Source organism: Actinosynnema sp. NPDC020468 (assembly GCF_040642015.1).
Taxonomy (GTDB): Bacteria; Actinomycetota; Actinomycetes; order Mycobacteriales; family Pseudonocardiaceae; genus Actinosynnema.
In genome coordinates this window covers 1-18,176 of record NZ_JBFAEO010000024.1, presented here as the reverse complement: position 1 = coordinate 18,176, position 18,176 = coordinate 1, and the positions used below count along the sequence as shown (strand labels likewise).

Annotated in this window: 22 protein-coding genes and 1 riboswitch; of the genes, 5 read left to right on the top strand and 17 right to left on the bottom strand. The window is 71.5% G+C overall.

Annotation, left to right across the window (positions count from 1 at the left end; all coding sequences use genetic code 11):
• The first annotated feature begins 51 nt into the window (after nt 1-51).
• A complete protein-coding gene (locus AB0G50_RS18605; RefSeq protein ID WP_360109677.1) occupies nt 52-456 on the top strand; it encodes a DUF3224 domain-containing protein in 405 nt (134 codons plus the stop codon).
• Between the two features lie 73 nt (nt 457-529).
• On the opposite strand, the gene gcvP is transcribed toward AB0G50_RS18605, so the two are convergent.
• The 8 genes from gcvP to AB0G50_RS18565 all read right to left on the bottom strand — a co-directional run bounded on the left by gcvP (nt 530) and on the right by AB0G50_RS18565 (nt 8,252).
• Nucleotides 530-3,421 carry an aminomethyl-transferring glycine dehydrogenase gene (gcvP, locus tag AB0G50_RS18600; RefSeq protein ID WP_360109674.1) on the bottom strand — a complete coding sequence of 964 codons (2,892 nt, stop codon included), beginning with the start codon at nt 3,419-3,421 and terminating at the stop codon, nt 530-532.
• A gap of 152 nt (nt 3,422-3,573) precedes the next feature.
• Nucleotides 3,574-3,664: riboswitch (glycine riboswitch) on the bottom strand.
• Nucleotides 3,665-3,727: 63 nt separating this feature from the next.
• Nucleotides 3,728-4,294, bottom strand: a complete 567-nt coding sequence (locus AB0G50_RS18595; protein WP_360109671.1) for a MerR family transcriptional regulator — start codon at nt 4,292-4,294, stop codon at nt 3,728-3,730.
• A gap of 502 nt (nt 4,295-4,796) precedes the next feature.
• On the bottom strand, nt 4,797-5,270 hold the full coding sequence (locus AB0G50_RS18590; protein ID WP_053720858.1) for a bifunctional nuclease family protein: 474 nt from the start codon (nt 5,268-5,270) through the stop codon (nt 4,797-4,799).
• A gap of 144 nt (nt 5,271-5,414) precedes the next feature.
• Nucleotides 5,415-6,104, bottom strand: a complete 690-nt coding sequence (locus AB0G50_RS18585; RefSeq protein ID WP_360109668.1) for a MerR family transcriptional regulator — start codon at nt 6,102-6,104, stop codon at nt 5,415-5,417.
• Complete coding sequence (gene garA, locus AB0G50_RS18580; RefSeq protein ID WP_360109664.1) at nt 6,101-6,556, bottom strand: glycogen accumulation regulator GarA; 456 nt, start codon at nt 6,554-6,556, stop codon at nt 6,101-6,103. Before garA ends, AB0G50_RS18585 begins: the two co-directional genes overlap by 4 nt.
• A 113-nt stretch (nt 6,557-6,669) precedes the next feature.
• Nucleotides 6,670-7,071, bottom strand: a complete 402-nt coding sequence (gcvH, locus tag AB0G50_RS18575; RefSeq protein WP_360109661.1) for a glycine cleavage system protein GcvH — start codon at nt 7,069-7,071, stop codon at nt 6,670-6,672.
• Between the two features lie 39 nt (nt 7,072-7,110).
• On the bottom strand, nt 7,111-7,701 hold the full coding sequence (locus AB0G50_RS18570; protein WP_360109658.1) for a CDP-alcohol phosphatidyltransferase family protein: 591 nt from the start codon (nt 7,699-7,701) through the stop codon (nt 7,111-7,113).
• A gap of 317 nt (nt 7,702-8,018) precedes the next feature.
• Entirely contained in the window at nt 8,019-8,252 is a 234-nt protein-coding gene (locus tag AB0G50_RS18565; RefSeq protein ID WP_360109655.1) for a hypothetical protein, read from the bottom strand.
• 430 nt (nt 8,253-8,682) lie between these two features.
• Here AB0G50_RS18565 and AB0G50_RS18560 point away from each other — a divergent pair, with 430 nt between their 5' ends.
• From AB0G50_RS18560 to AB0G50_RS18550, 3 genes are all read left to right on the top strand, one after another.
• Nucleotides 8,683-9,096 carry an anti-sigma factor antagonist gene (locus AB0G50_RS18560; RefSeq protein WP_360109652.1) on the top strand — a complete coding sequence of 138 codons (414 nt, stop codon included), beginning with the start codon at nt 8,683-8,685 and terminating at the stop codon, nt 9,094-9,096.
• A gap of 414 nt (nt 9,097-9,510) precedes the next feature.
• Nucleotides 9,511-9,945 carry an anti-sigma factor gene (locus tag AB0G50_RS18555; RefSeq protein WP_360109649.1) on the top strand — a complete coding sequence of 145 codons (435 nt, stop codon included), beginning with the start codon at nt 9,511-9,513 and terminating at the stop codon, nt 9,943-9,945.
• Entirely contained in the window at nt 9,942-10,724 is a 783-nt protein-coding gene (locus AB0G50_RS18550; protein WP_360109646.1) for a SigB/SigF/SigG family RNA polymerase sigma factor, read from the top strand. The genes AB0G50_RS18555 and AB0G50_RS18550 overlap by 4 nt, the downstream gene beginning before the upstream one ends.
• Here AB0G50_RS18550 and AB0G50_RS18545 read toward each other — a convergent pair whose 3' ends face one another.
• The 5 genes from AB0G50_RS18545 to AB0G50_RS18525 all read right to left on the bottom strand — a co-directional run bounded on the left by AB0G50_RS18545 (nt 10,725) and on the right by AB0G50_RS18525 (nt 13,803).
• Entirely contained in the window at nt 10,725-11,018 is a 294-nt protein-coding gene (locus AB0G50_RS18545) for a WhiB family transcriptional regulator (RefSeq protein ID WP_360109643.1), read from the bottom strand.
• A gap of 85 nt (nt 11,019-11,103) precedes the next feature.
• On the bottom strand, nt 11,104-11,283 hold the full coding sequence (locus AB0G50_RS18540) for a hypothetical protein (protein ID WP_360109640.1): 180 nt from the start codon (nt 11,281-11,283) through the stop codon (nt 11,104-11,106).
• A gap of 58 nt (nt 11,284-11,341) precedes the next feature.
• On the bottom strand, nt 11,342-12,031 hold the full coding sequence (locus AB0G50_RS18535; protein ID WP_360109637.1) for a M50 family metallopeptidase: 690 nt from the start codon (nt 12,029-12,031) through the stop codon (nt 11,342-11,344).
• A 121-nt stretch (nt 12,032-12,152) separates the two neighbouring features.
• A complete protein-coding gene (locus AB0G50_RS18530; RefSeq protein WP_360109634.1) occupies nt 12,153-12,845 on the bottom strand; it encodes a DUF4383 domain-containing protein in 693 nt (230 codons plus the stop codon).
• A gap of 400 nt (nt 12,846-13,245) precedes the next feature.
• Nucleotides 13,246-13,803 carry a class I SAM-dependent methyltransferase gene (locus AB0G50_RS18525; RefSeq protein ID WP_360109631.1) on the bottom strand — a complete coding sequence of 186 codons (558 nt, stop codon included), beginning with the start codon at nt 13,801-13,803 and terminating at the stop codon, nt 13,246-13,248.
• Nucleotides 13,804-14,147: 344 nt separating this feature from the next.
• On the opposite strand from AB0G50_RS18525, the gene AB0G50_RS18520 reads away from it, so the two are divergent.
• Nucleotides 14,148-15,107, top strand: coding sequence for a zinc-binding dehydrogenase (locus tag AB0G50_RS18520; RefSeq protein WP_360109628.1), 960 nt, complete (start codon nt 14,148-14,150; stop codon nt 15,105-15,107).
• Nucleotides 15,108-15,162: 55 nt separating this feature from the next.
• On the opposite strand, the gene AB0G50_RS18515 is transcribed toward AB0G50_RS18520, so the two are convergent.
• From AB0G50_RS18515 to AB0G50_RS18500, 4 genes are all read right to left on the bottom strand, one after another.
• Complete coding sequence (locus AB0G50_RS18515) at nt 15,163-15,858, bottom strand: zf-HC2 domain-containing protein (protein WP_360109625.1); 696 nt, start codon at nt 15,856-15,858, stop codon at nt 15,163-15,165.
• Entirely contained in the window at nt 15,855-16,406 is a 552-nt protein-coding gene (locus tag AB0G50_RS18510; protein WP_360109622.1) for a sigma-70 family RNA polymerase sigma factor, read from the bottom strand. Before AB0G50_RS18510 ends, AB0G50_RS18515 begins: the two co-directional genes overlap by 4 nt.
• A gap of 84 nt (nt 16,407-16,490) precedes the next feature.
• Nucleotides 16,491-17,399: a DUF1996 domain-containing protein gene (locus tag AB0G50_RS18505; RefSeq protein WP_360109619.1), complete on the bottom strand. Its 909-nt coding sequence runs from the start codon at nt 17,397-17,399 to the stop codon at nt 16,491-16,493.
• 21 nt (nt 17,400-17,420) lie between these two features.
• Nucleotides 17,421-17,873, bottom strand: coding sequence for a hypothetical protein (locus AB0G50_RS18500; protein WP_360109616.1), 453 nt, complete (start codon nt 17,871-17,873; stop codon nt 17,421-17,423).
• Nucleotides 17,874-18,176: the final 303 nt, after the last annotated feature.

Genomic DNA, 18,176 nt, shown 5'->3' with positions numbered 1-18,176 from the left:
CCCCTCGAACCTGACAGGCGGTGTCAGTCACCTCGGCGCACCCTCACACCCATGACCACGCACGCCACCGGCACCGCCGAGATGAAGTCCTGGGACGAGCACACCTGGGACGGCCGCAACTACGACGAAACGAAAGCCCCGAAGCAGACGACGGGCGGCATGACGTCGACGTGGGCGGGCGACCTGGAGGGAACCGCCGAAACCAGGTTCCTGATGCACTACCCGACCGACGACACCTGCACGTCGATCGGCTTCGAGGTCGTCACGGGAACCCTGGCCGGCCGCACCGGAACCCTCGTCCTGCACCACGACGGCGGCTACGCGAACGGCGTCGCCGACGGCACCTTCACCATCGTCGGCGCCACGGGAGACCTGACCGGAACCACCGGAACCGGCCGCCTCACCTGGCTGCACGGCGAACCGGGCCGCTACACCCTGGACTACGACCTCGCCTAGTCCGTCCGGGGCGTGGAACGCGGCGGCGCCCGCTCCCCGGAGAGGGGAACGGGCGCCGAGCAGATCCGCGTGCCTAGCTGTACGCCTCGATCGGCGGGCAGGAGCAGACCAGGTTGCGGTCGCCCTTCGCGCCGTCGATGCGGCGGACCGGAGGCCAGATCTTCGGGGACGACGACGTGCCCGCCGGGAACACCGCCACCTCGCGGCTGTACGGGTGGGTCCACTCGCCCGTCGTCACGGACGCCGCCGTGTGGGGCGCGTTGCGCAGCGGGTTGTCGTCGGCCGGCCACTCGCCCGCGCCCACCAGGTCGATCTCGTGCCGGATCGCGATCATGGCGTCGATGAACCGGTCGATCTCGGCCAGGTCCTCGGACTCCGTCGGCTCCACCATCAGCGTGCCCGCGACCGGGAACGACATCGTGGGCGCGTGCAGACCGTAGTCGGCCAGGCGCTTCGCCACGTCGTCCACCGTCACGCCCGTCGCCTTGGTCAACGCCCGCAGGTCCAGGATGCACTCGTGGGCCACGAAACCGCCCTCGCCGGTGTAGAGGACCGGGAAGTGCTCGTCCAGCCGCCGCGCCACGTAGTTCGCCGCCGCGACCGCCGTCAACGTCGCCCGCCGCAGACCGTCCGCGCCCATCATCCGCACGTACGCCCACGAGATCGGCAGGATCGACGCCGAACCCCACGGCGCGCCCGCGATCGGGCCGACGCCCGAGGCCGGGCCGGCGGAGGGCTGCAACGGGTGGTTCGGCAGGAACGGCGCCAGGTGGGAGCGGACGCCGATCGGGCCGACGCCCGGGCCGCCGCCGCCGTGCGGGATGCAGAACGTCTTGTGCAGGTTCAGGTGCGACACGTCCGAGCCGAACTTCCCGTACTGCGCCAGGCCGATCAGCGCGTTCAGGTTCGCACCGTCCACGTACACCTGGCCGCCCGCGTCGTGCACCCAGCCGCACACCTCGCGCACGGTGTCCTCGTACACCCCGTGCGTCGACGGGTAGGTGATCATGATCGCGGCCAGGTCGTCCTGGTGCTCCACGACCGTCGACTTCAGGTGGTCCACGTCGATGTTGCCCGCGTCGTCGCACTTCACGACCACCACGCGCATCCCGGCCATCACCGCCGACGCCGCGTTCGTGCCGTGCGCCGACGACGGGATCAGGCACACGTCGCGCGCGAAGTCGCCGTTCGACCGGTGGTAGGCCCGGATCGCCAGCAACCCGGCGAACTCGCCCTGGCTGCCCGCGTTGGGCTGCAACGACACCGCGTCGTACCCGGTGATCTCGGCCAGCCACCCCTCCAGGTCGCCGATCAGGGACAGCATCCCCTCGGCGTCGGACGCGGGCGCGAACGGGTGCAGGTCGGCGAACTCGGGCCAGGTGATCGGCTCCATCTCGGCCGTCGCGTTGAGCTTCATCGTGCACGAGCCCAGCGGGATCATGCTCCGGTCGAGCGCGACGTCCTTGTCCGACAACGACCGCAGGTAGCGCAGCAGCGCGGTCTCCGAGCGGTGCGCGTGGAACACCGGGTGGGTCAGGTACTCCGTGGTGCGGCGCAGGTCGGTCGGGATGCCGTCGGCGGTGTCGCCGTCCAGCCCGTCGACGTCGGACACGGTGACGCCGAACGCCTTCCACACCGACTCGAGGTGCCCGCGCGTGGTCGTCTCGTCGCACGCGATCTGCACGTGGTCCGCGTCGACCTGCCACAGGTTCACGCCCAGGTCCCGCGCCGCCGCGACGACGTCGGCCGCCCGGCCCTCGACGTGCGCGCGCACGGTGTCGAAGAACTCGCCGTGCACGACGTCCACGCCGCCCTCGCACAGGCCGGCGGCCAGCACGGTCGCCATCCGGTGCGCCCGGGTCGCGATGTTCCGCAGGCCGTCCGGGCCGTGGTAGACCGCGTACATCGACGCGATCACCGCCAGCAGCACCTGCGCGGTGCAGATGTTCGAGGTCGCCTTCTCGCGGCGGATGTGCTGCTCGCGGGTCTGCAACGCGAGCCGGTAGGCCAACGAGCCGTCCGCGTCGACCGACACGCCGACCAGCCGGCCGGGCAGCTGCCGCTCCAGGCCCTGGCGCACGGCCATGTAGCCCGCGTGCGGCCCGCCGAACCCGATCGGCACGCCGAACCGCTGGGTGGTGCCCACGACGACGTCCGCGCCGATCTCACCCGGCGCGCGCAGCAGCGTCAGCGCCAGCAGGTCCGCGACCACGACCGCCTGCGCGCCCGCCTTGTGGATCTCCTCGATCAGCCCGGCCTGGTCCCGCACGACGCCGGACGCGCCGGGGTAGGACAGCAGCACGCCGAAGAAGTCGCCGCCCAGCCCGAGCCCCTCGAGGCCCTGGGACAGGTCGGCGGTGACGATCTCGATGCCCAGCGGCTCGGCGCGGGTCTCGATGACCGCGAGCGTCTGCGGCAGCGTGTCGACGTCGACCACGAACCGGGCCGACTTGGACCGGCCGGCGCGGCGCACCAGCGTCATCGCCTCGGCCGCCGCGGTGGACTCGTCCAGCATCGACGCGTTGGCCAGCGGCAACCCGGTCAGGTCGCCGACGACGGTCTGGAAGTTCAGCAGCGCCTCCAGCCGACCCTGCGAGATCTCCGGCTGGTACGGCGTGTAGGCCGTGTACCAGGCCGGGCTCTCCAGCACGTTGCGGCGGATCACCGGCGGCGTGGTGGTGCCGTAGTAGCCCAGGCCGATCATCTGGGTCATCGGCCGGTTGCGGGCCGCGAGGGCGCGCAGCTCGGCCAGCGCCTCGGTCTCGGTGGCGGGCGCGGGCAGGTCCAGCACCAGGTCGCGCACGCGGATCGACTCGGGCACCGCGCGCTGGGCCAGCTCCTCCAGCGAGCCGACGCCGATCACGTCGAGGATCCGGGCCAGCTCCGCGGGCCGCGGCCCGACGTGGCGGTCCGCGAACGGGGTGCCGTGTTCGAGCGCGGCGAGAGGGATGCGGTCCTGCGTCATGGGGGCGCCTTTCGGGGGGCTGCGGACAGACTCCTGCCGTTGCCCTCCCCCTCTGTCTTCCGCCCGACACGGGCGCCTGAGAGCTTCACCCGGCCGGGACCGGGCTTGCACCGTCGGCGGGGTCGGTTGCCCGGCCCACTTTCCAGAGGCGTCTCACCCGCGCGGTTCGTGTGCCTGAGAGGTTCCGGGGAGGAGTTGCTCCTTCGGCGCCGAGACGGGCTCGGACTCTCCCGCGCGGGGTAAAGCGACTACCCGCCGATCCTACCCGGCGGCTCGGGCTCCGAGGTTGTCGGCGCGACGCGGATCTCAGCCGGTCGCGCGGGTGCGCCTGCGGCGGGACAGCTCGTCGTCCGGTGTCTCCTCCAGCACGACGCCGTCGGCCCGCTCGGCCGGGAAGTCGTGGATGGTGCCGCTGATCTCCCGCATCGCGCCGCTGACCGCGATGCCGAACACGCCCTGACCGCCCTGGAGCAGGTCGACGACCTCCTCCGGCGACGTGCACTCGTAGACCGTGGTGCCGTCGCTGAAGAGCGTGATCCGGGCCAGGTCCTGCACGCCGCGCCTGCGCAGGTGGTCGACCGCGACGCGGATGTTCTGGAGGCTCACGCCGGTGTCCAGGAGTCGCTTGACGACCTTGAGCACCAGGATGTCCTTGAAGGAGTACAGCCGTTGGCTCCCCGAGCCGTGCGCACTCCTTATCGTCGGGTTGACCAGTCCCGTGCGCGCCCAGTAGTCCAACTGGCGGTAGGTGATGCCCGCGATCTGGCACGCGGCGGGCCCGCGGTACCCGACGAGCTCGTCCGGCAGCGAGGAGTCCGGGAACAGCTCACCCTGTTCGCCGGTGCCGGCCCGGATGCGCGCTTCCTCGACCACGCCTGCCTCCCCTCGACCCGGTCTCGCCGACCGGCGTGAAGCGACCTCGGTGCTCTACGAATGACACCGTGCCGATTCACCTGAGCTCGACGGTAAGACCGGGTAGGGGCCGGGTCAACGCGACTCGCTGGGCGTGTCTTACCTCAACCTCAGGTTGAGGTTGAGGAAGCCGTCTGACGTAGCCCATTCGGGTGGCGTTTAGTGATCGTTTAGCGCAGCACCGTTGACGTTGTGTAATCCAGAAGTGTGACACCAGGGGGTGGCACACGGGGTTGATCCACAACTCACCGCACACACCACGAGGGGCCGGCTTTCACTTCGCGGCCGAAACCCGACCCCTCGTGGTGAACGCGACCCCGAGACCTCCTCCGGGCACGTCGAGCCGTCCGGTCGACCACCGCGCGTCACCCGCGACCACCCCGACACCCGGAAACGCGAAACGGCCCCGACGGGAGCCGTCAGGGCTCGCGGTGCACGGGGCCGGTCGAGGTCGCGCGGCGGTTCAGGTGTCCGCGCCGCGGAAGTCCTCCGGCGAGACCGAGTCCAGGAACTCCCGGAACTTCTCGACCTCGTCCTCCTGCTCGTCGGGGATGATCAGACCCGCCTCCGCCAGGACGCTCTCCTCGGCGTGGATCGGCACCCCGATCCGCAGCGCCAGCGCCACCGAGTCGCTCGGCCGGGCCGACACGCGGATGTCGCCGTCGAAGACGAGTTCGGCGAAGTAGGTCCCCTCCTGGAGGTCGGTGATCCGGACCTGTTCCAACTGCCGGCCGAGCGCGCCGATCACGTCCTTGAGCAGGTCGTGGGTCAACGGCCGCGCGGGCCGGACACCCTGCTGCTCCAGGGCGATCGCCGTCGCCTCCACCGAGCCGATCCAGATCGGCAGGTAGCGTTCGCCCTCGGTTTCGCGCAGCAGCAGGATCGGCTGGTTCGCGGGCAGTTCCACCCGCACACCGACGACACGCATTTCGCTCATCGGGTCTCGCCTCCCTCAGCGCGCTGAAATTCTGGCGTCCCCGCTACCTCACGAGGATCCCCCACCCACATCTCCGACGCTACCCGCCAAGCGGGCCTTCTGCGCAACCGCCCGGGTAGCCGGGATCAGCATGCGGACACCTGTTCACCTGGGCGAAACGCGGTTCGCGACGGCCTCGCGAAGACCCACTTTGACCAGGAGTGTGTGCAGCGTTACGGACAGCGCCGCCAGCTCCCGGACGACCTCCTCGGCACGGGCCCGCGACTGCGGGTCGCGCTGCCGGGACAAAGGTGCCACCAGCTGCTCCACCAACCCGACCTCGCGGTCCGCCGCGGCCTGGAAGGGCCGCAGGTGGCGCGGTTCCACACCGTGCCGCGCCAACGCCCGCACGGTCGTCGCGATCTGCACCGCGTCGCCGTCGTACCACCCCGCGGGACCCGGCTTCACCAGGCCGAAGCGCTCCAGCTCGGCCAGCACGCCGGGCTCGATGCCGGCCCGGGTGACCAGGTCGTCCCGCGTCACGCGCGAGGTCGGGGCGCCGAACTGCTCCGCACCGACCGGGTGCGGAGCGTCCGGAGCGCCGTCCAACTGCTCCTTGATGACCTTCAACGGCAGGTACCGGTCGCGCTGGGCCGCCAGCACGTACCGCAGACGTTCGACGTCGGCGGAGGTGAACTGGCGGTACCCCGATGCCGTTCGTGCCGGGCGGACCAGACCTTCCGACTCCAGGAACCTGATCTTGGAGATCGTCACGTCCGGGAAGTCCGCGCGGAGTTGCGAGAGCACCGCTCCGATGCTCAACCCCCCGCGCTGCGACCGCCCGGCCGCGGTCACTGCCCCCCGGCGCCCGGACCGGTCAGGAACACGAGGCGGAACTTGCCGATCTGGACCTCGTCGCCGTTGGCGAGCACCGCCTGGTCGACGGGCTCGCGGTTGACGTAGGTGCCGTTGAGGCTGCCCACGTCGATCACCACGAACTCGCCGCCCTCGCGGCGGAACTCGGCGTGCCGGCGGGACACCGTCACGTCGTCGAGGAAGATGTCGCTGTCGGGGTGCCGGCCCGCGCTGGTCGTGTCGCGGTCCAAGAGGAACCGCGAACCCGCGTTGGGACCGCGCTTGACCACCAGCAGGGCGGACCCGGCCGGCAGCGCGTCGACACCGGCGACGGCCGGCTCACCGGCGGGGGCCTCTGCGCCCTCGACCTCGGCGAGGAAGTCGGCCCGGAAAACGGAGGTCCGCTCCGGGCCCTGCTCGGGCGGAACGCCTGGCCCGTCGTTCGTGCTCACCTGAGCTCTCCTCCTGCTGCTGGAACCGTCGGGACCGCTAGAACCTATCGTGCCCGAGCTGGCCTCTGAGGAGCGGCTCCCCCTCCGACCGAAGAGCCGCCGGAAGATCGACGTCACCCCTGCGCCGCCAACTCCTGGTACGCGACGGCGTCGAGCAGGTCCTCGACCGCGGCCGGGTCGTTCAGCCGCAGCTCGATCATCCAACCCTCACCGTACGGGTCGGTGTTGACCAGGTCGGGTTCCTGGTCGAGCGCGTCGTTGCGGGCGACGACCTCACCGGCGAGCGGCGCGTAGATGTCGGAGACGCTCTTGGTCGACTCGACCTCGCCGAGCGTCTGACCGGCGCCGACCTGCTCGCCGAGTTCGGGGAGCTGGACGAACACGACGTCGCCGAGTTGGGACTGGGCGTAGTCCGTGATGCCGATGCGCACGGTGTCGTCACCTGTGCGCAGCACCCACTCATGTTCCTCGGTGTACTTCAGCTCCTCGGGAATCACCGCGGTGCGCTCCTTCATGACGGTGGATCTTCGCCGCCGAATCCTCCCACGACCCCGTCAGGCGGCCGCCACCCCCGGCCTTCGGCGCAGCGCGAGCACGAACTGGTAGACGTAGAGCGCGCCCGACCACAGGTAGAGCGCGCCTCCCCACACCATGAAGGCGTACGCGATGGGCCGGGCGATCTGCGCCGCCGTCGACGTGCCCTGGGCGAGCAGCAGGATCGGGAAGGCGTAGAGCAGGTTGAACGTGGCGCCCTTGCCGAGGTAGCTGACCTCGAACGGGCCGTAGCCGCGGGCGCGCAGCACCGGCAGGCACGCGCCCACCACGACCTCGCGGCCGACGAGCACCACGACCACCCACAGCGGCACGATGTCGCGGACCACGAACGCGACGAGCGTGGCGAGGATGTAGAGGCGGTCGGCGGCGGGGTCGAGCAGCGCGCCGAGCCTGCTCATCTGGTCGAGCCAGCGGGCGATCTTGCCGTCCAGCCAGTCGGACAGGCCGGCGGCGACCAGGACGACGACCGCCCAGCCGTCGGCGTGCGGGCCGAGCAGCAGGTAGAGGAACAGCGGCACGCCGAGGAGCCGCAGCACGCTGAGCGCGTTGGGGATGGTCAGCCACCGGTCGGCGGGCTCGTGGGTAGCCACGGGGCGAACTCTAGAGGTCGACCGGGGTGCGGGGACCGCCGGCCGTCCGGGCAGCGGGAATTCACCCGGGACGGCGAATCCGCTCACCCGTCCCGGGTTCACCACTCACCGGCGGTGAACCCGGGTCGACCACGTTTCGCCGGTGTTTCCGACAGGTGTCGAAAACGGGCGCGAAAGCGCAGGAAAGCACGATTCAGCACCGGACCGCGTATTTCGGCCGGTCGACCGCGGCACGCGCGGGCGCTCAGCTCGGTCAGGGGTCGCGCGCCGGCCGGGCGGACCACCCCAGAGGTCCGACCGGATGGGCCCGCGGGTGGTCAGCGGGTGCGGGACCAGCCCCGGCGCTGTAGTTCGTCGCCGGTCAGGGCCTGGGGTCGACCGCGGTCGTCCACGCCTACCCAGCGGGCGCGGAAACCTTCGAGGACGTAGGCGTGGCCCTTGCTCCAGACCACGCTGCACGGGGCTGTGGGCAGCGTTCCCGCGCCGGTCGAGCCGGCACGCGCCGCCCTGCGCTTCGCGGGTTCGGCCTCGGTTTCCGTTCTGGTGCTCATGTGAATCCCTCCGTACAGGGTGTCGCGCGCGGCCTTCGCGGCGTTAACCCCGACACGGGAGCATTCTGCGGGACTGTGGCGCGCGACACCTGTCGATTTCCGGGATGTCTCGCCCATCGGACCCGATCGATCGGTGAGTTGCACCGGGGTCACACCTCAGGTGTATCCGGGTGAGCGTCGCGCAAACCGTTCACCGTGCGTCACCCGCCGCACGTCGCACGTCCGACTACACTGCAACTGATCATGACGCCATCCGCGTGCTTGTGATGTCCCGAGGGGCTCCGTACGGTGGGTGGCGCAGCGGTTGAGCCAACAGCCGCGCCGGGGAGTTCCGGCCTGCGGGCTTTCGTGCCGCTACGCTGCGTCGCGCGCGGACACCCATACGCCCGGGCTCCCCACCCAGCGGTACCGAGCCGAATGAGGAGACCCAGTGACGGTTCAGGATCCGAACGTCGTGGCGACGACCGGAGCCGAGCCCGCCGCGCCCACCCAGCGTTCCGGGCAGATCGACATCACCGTCCGTCAGGTGGCCGAAGGCGTCGCGGTGGTCGCGGTGGCCGGGGAGATCGACATGGTGACCGCGCCCGAACTCCGCGCGGGGGTGCTGGAGCACCTGGAGTCCAGCACCACGTTCGTGCTCGACCTGTCCGGCGTGAGCTTCCTCGGCTCCGCCGGCCTCGCGGTGCTCGTGGAGGCGTCCCAGCACAGCAGGCGGCGCGACGCGGCGTTCCGGGTGGTGGCGGTGAAGCGGGCGGTCATCAGGCCGCTGGAGGCGACCGGCCTCGGCGACGTGTTCAGCGTGCACGACTCGGTGGACGACGCGCTCGCCGCCGACGCCCAGTAGTCGACGTGCGGCGCCAGGTCCACGACCTGGTCGACTTCCGCCGGCGCGCGCCGCGGGGCGTCCTCCCCCGGCCGCGCGCCCGATCGTCCACCGGCACCGGGTGGGGCAGCACCCCGATCCGGTCCTCGCCGTTCCCGTCGCGCGCACGTCGCCGCGGGGTCGTCCGGCTCCTCGCGGGAGCCGGGCGGTCGGGTCCGTCGGCGAGCGGTCGGCGGACGCCCCGTCCCCGTTCTCCCGCGCCGGACCGGCCGGCGGGCGTGCCCGGCTCGACCGCGAGCGGGCGGTTCCCCGGCCCTCCGGGTGGTGCACCTGTCAGTTTTCCCGTCACACGCCCCGCCTACACGTGTGAGCGGCAATCGGTTCGGGTATCGATAGCTTCAGCACCACTGAGACAGAACGGACGATGAGGTGAGCGTGTCGCACACGGAGCCGCAGAGCGGCGAGTCGGAGAACGGCCTGGCCGGGGTGGAACTGCGGATGGCCGCCGATCCCACGCAGCTGTCGATCGTGCGGGCAGTCGCCGCCGACATCGCGATGCGCCAGGACTTCGACCTCGACTCGATCGAAGACCTGAAGCTGGCGGTGGACGAGTCCTGCTCCACCCTGATCTCGCTCGCGAGCAAGGGCGCGGTCCTGACCGCGCACTTCGTGGTCGTGGACGGGTCGGTGCGGGTCTCGACGAAGGTGGGTTCGCAGCGGTCGGCGCCGCCGGACCGGGAGAGCTTCGGCTGGCGGGTGCTCAGCGCGCTGGTCGACTCGGTGACGACCTGGGTCGCGCCGCTGCCGGAGGACGGCGAGTACGAGGTCCACATCGATCTCGTGAAGAGGTCGCTCGAGGTGGATGCGTGACGGCCACTGAAGGCGACGGCAAGCGCTCCGGCCAGGGTGACTACGACCACCTCGCGCCGTTGTTCGTGGAGCTGGCCGGCAAGACCGGAGCGGAGCGCGAGCGGCTCCGCGACGAACTGGTGACCGAGCACCTGCCGGTCGCCAAGCACATCGCGCGCCGGTTCGGGCACCGCGGTGAGCCGTACGACGACCTGGTGCAGGTGGCCACGGTCGGCCTGATCAACGCGGTGGACCGGTTCGACCCGGAGCGCGGCAGCGACTTCCTGTCGTTCGCCGTGCCGACGATCATGGGCGAGGTGCGGAAGTACTTCCGCGACTCCAGCTGGTCGGTGCGGATGCCGCGGCGGCTCAAGGAGCTGCACCTGGCGATCAACGCGGGCACCGCGCGGTTGGCCCAGAACCTGGGCAGAGCGCCGACGCCGTCCGAGCTGGCCGAGCACCTGGGCCTGTCCCGGGAGGAGATCCACGAGGGCCTCGCGGCGGGCAACGCCTACCACTCGGCGTCGTTGGACGACCTGCTCGTGGCCGACGACAGCTCCATCTCGCTGGGCAGCACGCTCGGCGAGGAGGACCCGGAGCTCGAGGCCATCGAGCAGCGGGAGGCGTTGCACCCGCTCCTGGAGAAACTCCCGGAGCGGGAGCGGAAGATCGTCGTGATGCGGTTCTTCGGGAACATGACGCAAACCCAGATCGCGCAGAAGGTCGGCATCTCCCAGATGCACGTGTCCCGGTTGCTGGCCAAGACGTTGCGCCAGCTCCGGGACGGCCTCGAGCAGTAGTTACGCGGCTTTTCCCCGGCGGGCGGCGGCGATGATCCGCCGCCGCTCGTCCTCGCCCATCCCGCCCCACACGCCGTAGGGCTCCTGCACCGCCAGCGCGTGCTCGCGGCACTGCACGAGCACCGGGCACCGGGCGCACAGCTGCTTGGCGTGGTCCTCACGGGACGCTCGCGCCGAGCCGCGCTCGTTGTCGGGGTGGAAGAAGACCGCGCTGTCCGTGCCGCGGCACAGTCCTTCCTTCTGCCAGTCCCAGACGTCGGTGACCGGCTTCGGCAGACGGGCGGTGCTGGTCATCGGGTGACTCCTTCGGCGTTGATCAGGTGCTGGTCAGGGCTTACCCGGTGCACCCGGGTGGACAAACGTGCCGGGCACGATCGGGTCAGCGGCTCTGCTCACGTGCCGCGGACTCGTCCACCGTCTCGCCGTGCCGGACGGGGTGGTGGTCGACGCCCACTCCCCAGTGCCCGCGCGGCTCGACGCCCTTCGCCAACTCCTGCTCGGGCTGCTCGGCCTCGGCTCCCTCGACCGTGTTCAGCAGCCTGCGATGCGGTTCGCCCATGTCACTTCGCTCCGTCCGTGCCGTGGCGACACCGGTTCGTCGCCACCCTGACGCACGGTTACCCCGCCACCAGGTCCGCAACCCCTTCCCAGAGCGGCGGGAGCAGCATCCGTCCACCGAGGAACAGGCAGCCGAGCGCGACGACGCCGAACACGAAGACCCACAGCAGCCCCGGAACTCCGGTCAGCCTGCCCAGTTGGTCCGCGTCGGAGCCGGGCGCCTGCCGGCGTGCGCGCTTGGCCTGCAACTCCCCCACCGGTCGGACGCCGCCGAGCAGCAGGAACCACGCGACGAACAGCCCGAACGCGGCCTGCACGTCGGCGGCGGCGTACCAGGACACGACGAACACCACGCCGCCGGTGACGACCACGGAGAGCACGCCGAAGACGTTGCGGATCATGACGAGCATGAGGCCGAGCAGCACGACCGTGGCCCACAGCAGCGGTCGCGTGTTGCCCGCCACCACCAGCGCGGCGGCGCCGAGACCGAGCAGCGACGGCGTGACGTAGCCCGCGAACGCGGTGAGCACCATGCCGAGGCCCGTGGGGCGGCCGCGCGACACCGTGACGCCGGAGGTGTCGGAGTGCAGCTTGATGCCGCTGAGCCTGCGCCCGGTGAGCAGCGCGACGAGCGCGTGCCCGCCCTCGTGGGCGATCGTGATCACGTTCCGGCTCAACCGCCACACGCCCGGGCTGATCACGAGGACCAGCGCGAGCGCGGCGGGAGCCCACTGCGCGAATGTCGACATCACCACCAGCATGCCAGGCGCGCGGGGTGGCACTCCTCGGCTTGGTGGGACTCGGGCTTTCGCGGCCTCGCACGACCGCGGCCCGGTCCGAAGTGGACCGGGCCGCGGTGTGTGGTGGGAGTCAGCGGGCGTGGCGCGCCTTCTGCTGTTCGGCGACGGCCGGGTCGACCGGCTGGGTCGGACGGGTGGAGACGGGGGTCGGGAACTCGGCGGTGCGCTGGGTCGGCATGTCCGGCTCGCGGTCCCTCGGGTCGGACTCGCGACGCGGGGAGCGGATCGTCTCCTCGCGGGGCGGCTCGACGGACTCCGGCGGCGCGACGGGCGCGAGGCTGGTGTCCGGGACCACGACGCGGCGGCGTGCGGGCAGGACCGCGATCAGCAGGCCGACGGCGGCGAGGCCGAGGTGCAGCCAGTTGTCGTTCACGGTGAGCGCCAGCGGGTTGCCCAGCGAGGCCACCGGGTTCACCGAGACCACGCCGATGATCATCAGGCCCCACACCAGCGCGGCGGCGTAGCCGAGGAAGACGATCCAGCCGTACAGCCTGGACAGCCCGGAGCCGGTGGCCATCAGCAGGCCGAGAACGCCGAGCGCCAGGTGGATCACGTTGTGCAGCGGGTTCACCGAGAAGCCGAGCAGCAGCGCGTGCTGCTCGCCGGCGAAGTCGCCGAACCCGGTGCGCACGAAGCCCGCGACACCGGCGACGAGGAACGCCAAGCCGACCAGGCCCGCGAGGACCTGGGCGGGCTGAAGCCCCGCGACCTTGACGCGACCGCGAGTGGTCGGGTGGGTCATCACGCCCTCCAGGAGGACCACGAGCCCGTCTTTTTCGGGCTCCGGTGCACACCCGGCTACCCCTTCACCACATCGGGTAAACGAGGGCACGGGCGCACGGACCCGCACCCGGTGCGACAGGAGTCGAGAACCCCGCCGTGCCGAGGTCACCCCGACCCACCCCATGAAGGTCGGGACGTCTGGTGGCGCGAATGCGCGGATCACCGGACCTGATAACGCGGATCACATTTCCGAATAGCCCGTGGCAGGATACCCCGCCCCGTGACCACTACGGACTACGCGCAGGTCACAAGGGGGAGGAACGCGAACGTGGGCGAGCCGTTCCAGGTGCTGTCGAGCACTTTCCCTCCTCGGTGTCGAGAACGACTATCGCGACCGGACCCCCTTCTCGTCAAAGGATTTTCGGCGCTTTTCCGGTGCTTTACCGGCGGGTCCACGACAGCGAGTAGCGCCAGTACAGGTGCCGCCGGATCCGGGCGCCCGGGATGACCCGTTCGGCGGATTCGGCGATCTCGCGCAGCGACATCGACCAGGCGGCGACGGGTGCGCCCTGGGGCGGGTCGTCGTGCCGGAGGCGGCGGACGAGGTTCAGCGGCACGGAGGTCAGGCTGAACGCCCAGTCGAGCGGGCTCTCCTCCTTGGCCAGTCCGAGCACCGCGAGCACGCCGCCGGGCGCGAGCACGTCCCGCATCCGCGCCAACGCGGCCTCGCACGGGAGGTGGTGGAGGGTGGCGACGCAGGAGACGTAGTCGTACGGACCGCCGAGGTCGCCGGTCATCGCGTCGACGCGGCGGAAGTCGACACCGGGTGCGTCGAGGTCGACGGCCTGGTCGACGGCGGTGACGGCGAGGCCGTGCGCGACCAGGCGGCGGGCGAAGGCGCCGTGGCCGGAGCCGAGGTCGAGCGCGGTGCGGGCGGTCGGAGGGACGTGGGACAGCAGGAGGTCGTGGTAGTGGGCGTTGTGGTCGAAGTGCTTCACGTTCGGTGGACGCGTGGCGGGTGAGGGCGTTGGCCTGGAGGTGTGGCTTGCACGTGCCGGTTGGGGCGGGGTGGAGGCGGGGTGGAGGGGCTGGGCCGAATCGGGCGGGGCGGAAGGGAGCGGGTCCGGACAAGGGCAGGGCGGATTCGGCGGCGGGCCGGAGGGCAGGGCGGCGGGGCCAAGCCGGGCGGGCAGGGCCGGGCGGTGGAAGCTCTGGCGCACCATGGTCTGGTCGTCGACGAGCGGCGGGGCCAGGCCGGGCGGGCAGGGCCGGGCGGGGCGTTTTGTTGACCTCCAGTAAGGCTGAGGTTTTAGGTTCGTTTCACCAGAACCGAGGGGGAAACATGCACGCCATCCGCCAGCACGAGTTCGGCGGCGCGGACGTCCTGCGCTACGAAGAGGTTCCGGACGTGGTGCCCGGGGTGGGGCAGGTGAGGGTCGCCGTGCGGGCGGCCGGGGTGCACTTGCTCGACACGTCGTTGCGCGAAGGGGCCGAGGGTGGGCCGTTTCCGTTGCCGCCCTTGCCGTACACGCCCGGGCGTGAAGTGGCGGGGGTGGTGGACGCGGTGGGTGCCGACGTCGACGCACGGTGGCTCGGCAAGCGGGTCACCGCGCACCTCGGCGGCGCGCACGGGGGCTACGCGGAACTCGCCGCGGTGAACGTGGCGAGCCTGCACGAGGTGCCCGGGCACGTCACCGACGCCCAGGCGGTGGCCATGATCGGGACCGGGCGGACCGCGGTCGGGGTGTTGCGGCAGGCGCGGCTGGAGCGGGGGGACGTCGTGTTGGTGACCGCGGCGGCCGGTGGGCTCGGTGCGTTGTTCGTCCAGGCCGCCAAGGCGGTCGGCGCGACCGTGGTCGGGGTGGCGAGCGGGGCGAAGTTGGACCGGGTCGCGGCGGACCACGCGGTCGACTACACGCTTCCGGACTGGGCCGACGAGGTGCGCGCGCGGGTCGGCGAGGTCACCGCGGTGCTCGACGGCGTCGGGGGTGACGCGGGCCGGCAGGCGTTGGAGCTGCTCGGGGTCGGCGGGCGGATCGTGTTGTACGGGTGGAGTTCCGGCACGCACACCCGGATCGAGACGCTCGACCTGTACTCGCGCGGGCTCACCGCGGCGGTCGCGGTCGGGCCGCGGCTGCTCAAGGGCGTGACGTTGCGGGATCTGGAGGAGCAGGCCCTCGCCGCGCTGGACGAGGGCCTGCTGACGCCGCTCACGACGGTGTTCCCGTTGGCCGGGACGGCTCGCGCGCACACCGCGTTGCAGAACCGGGACACGGTCGGGAAGGTCGTGCTGGAGCCGTGACGGAACCACCCCGTCCCGAGGGCCGCGAACCGAAGGCCTCGGGACGGGGTGCGTCCTACACCGGTACGGTGACCAGCAGCCGACCGTCGAAGTCGACGACCTCCACGGCCGCCACGTCGTCCGGCGCGATCAGGGCCGAGCCGTCCAGGTTCGTGCCCTCCTTCTCGCCGAGCTGCGACACGAGCCAGCTGCCCGCCTCCTGCCGGCTGCCGTCCTTGCCCACGACGACCAGTCGGCACTTCCGGCCCTGCCCGATGCCGCCGACGGAGGCGTTCACCCGGACCCAGCCCGCCGCCGGCCTGACCTGGACGGTCATCCGGGCGCCGGTCGTCGGGTCGGTCGTGGAGCCGACCTTGGTGCCGCTGGGCGGTGCCGGCACGGACGTGCCCGGTTGGGCGACCGGCTCCGGAGCGGTGCCCCGGCCGACCGCGAAACCGCCGCCCAGCACGACGGCGACCACGGCCGCGGCCGCCACCCCGACACCCACCCGGCGTCGGGTCAGCTGCGCACCGCGTTCCCGCCGGACCTGGCGCAACGTGCGCTGGAGCAGCAGGTCGCCGCCCTCGGGCGGTCCGTCGAGCAGCGCCTCGGGCGGAACGCCTCCCATCGCCTCCTCCATGGCCCGCAGCTCGGCCAGTTCGGACCGGCAGCGCGGGCAGGTGGCCAAGTGCTCCTCCACCGCACGTCCCTCCCGCGGATCGAGTGCGCCCAGCACGTACGCGCCGAGCAGTTGTGGGTCGTGGTTGGTCATCCGGCCACCCCCTTCAGCGCGACCTGTTGGCCCGCGAACGTCTCGCGGAGCGCCCTGAGCGCGTAGTGCGATCTCGATTTCACCGTGCCGGGCGGAACGCCGAGCGCCTGGGCCGCCTCGGTCACGCTCCGGCCGCGGAAGTAGATCTCCAGCAGCACGTCGCGGTGGTCGGAGGAGAGCCGGTCGAGCGCTTCGAGCACCACCACCGAGTCCACCACGGAGTCCGCGTGGTCGCGCTGCACCGGCGGTGTCGTCGGCGACTCGGCGACCTCCTGCGGTCGGGCCGCGCGCGCCCTGACCCGGTCCGTGACGATGTTGCGCGCCACGGTCAGCAGCCAGCCGCGCACCGAGCCCTTGCCGTTGGTCAACGCCTCGGGGTGCCGCCACGCCCGCACGAGCGTCTCCTGGACGACGTCCTCGGCCGCCGCCCTGTCACCGGTCAACCGCGTCGCGTAGGCGAGGAGCGCCCGGCCGTGTTCCTCGTAGAGGGATCGGACCAGCGCCTCGTCGGCCGCGGTCTCCCGTTTCCGGGACCACAAAGCCGCCATCCACCCCACTCCTCTCGTGCCACTCGTCACCGAGGACACGGGCGTGGCGCGCCGGCGGTTCAAGCGGTCGGCGAAGTTCTTCCCTCACCGGCAGGAGCGGCCGGCGTTCAGGCAGTCGACCAGGGTGGCCGTCAGCGCGTCCGGCATGACCTCCACGACCATCGCGTGGTCGGTTCCGGGGTCGCGGAACTGCTCGGGGAAGCTGTCGATCGCGTACTCCTCCCCCGGCGGGACGGCGTAGGAGGTGCGGATCTTCAGCTTCGGGATCGGGAACGTGCCGGGGCGGCAGACGCCGTTGTCGGCCGGGAACACGACGTGGGCGCGGTGCGAGGTGCTGTCGGTGTTGCGGCCGTCCCAGCAGCTCGGGAACTCGAACTCGCGGACCGTGCGGGCGTCGTCGCACCTCGGGTAGCGGTCGGTGACCCGGTCCTCGCGACCCTCGCACGACCAGCGCGCCCGGCCGCCGCCGTTGGTGAACGCGGCCGGGTCGCCGGTGATCATCCGCAGGAATCTCGGCGGCGGGACGACGTGGCTCTGCGGGTTGCCGGTGTAGGTGATCGCGACGTCGGCCGGGGGCAGGACCTCGCCGGTGTTGCCGTGCACGCCGCCGCCCTGGGCGTGCGCGTCGGCGCCCGTGCGGTCGGTCAGCCGCAGCACGGGCCAGTAGTAGGTCGAGCGGTCGTCGTGCGCGCAGGTGGTGGCGGCGGTGGCCAGGGTCGCGTCGGTCGAGAACGCGTCGGTGTCGCGGTTGCCGACGTACTCGTGGGTGTGGTGCGCGCCGAACGGTTGGCCCGGCGCGGACACGATGTTGTCGGCGTTGAGGTGGCGTTCCTCGTTGCGGCCGCAGGGGACGGTGAAGTCGCCGGTCGACGCGTCCTGGCCCGGGCTCGCCGGTGGGGGACGGGTCGGCATGTCGTCCGGGTCCGCGTACCTGTTTCCCGCGCCGCAACCGGTCAGGGACAGGACCAGGAGCAGCGGTAGCAACCGCCTCACCCGGGTTAGCTTGCCGGCTGATCAGGTGGATGCGGAGATCAGGATTCTCCCGTCGGTGGTGATCACGGTGATCTTGACGAGGTCGGTGATGTCGACCATGGCCGTGCCGTTGATCCGGGTGTCGGGGGTGGTGGCTTGGGAGAGCCAGCTCGCGGCTGTGTAGGGGGTGTTGGTGGTGTCGGTGACCACCAGGCGGCATGGCTGTGGGGTGGTGAGGCCGGTGAGGGTTGTTTGTAGGCGGATCCAGCCGGTGGCCGGGGTGATCGTGGTGGTCAGGTGTAGGCCGGATTCCGTGGTCGCGGTCAGCACTGTGGGGGTCTGGGGGGTGGTGCGGCCCAGGTGGATGCCTGTCGCCAGGAGGGTGGCGGTGAGGGCTGTTGCCGTCGCGGTGGTGGTTGTTCGGCGTTGGCGGCGGGTTCGGGCCTGTTCGGCCCGGACCCGGGAGAGCGCCTGGTCGAGGATGGGATCCGGCATGGACGGGGTCTTCCCACTCAGCCGCGGGGGGTGTGGCCCAGCGGTGACGGGTTGCGCTTGGTGATCATCGGCGTTGACCTCTCTTGCACAACTGCGGACGTTCACCGACACGTGTGTGGGGTCGGGATGGTTCATTTCGTCTTGAGGGGGCGCGTGGAGGGTGGGGGTGGGGGCACGTGGGGTGGGGGGCACGTGGGGTGGGTGTGGGTGGGCGTTGGCCTGCGTTTAGGGCGTCCTCGCCGGACGGGCTGACCACCAAGGAGGTGAAGGGCGTCGTGTTCTCCCCGTATGGCCTGCCGGAGG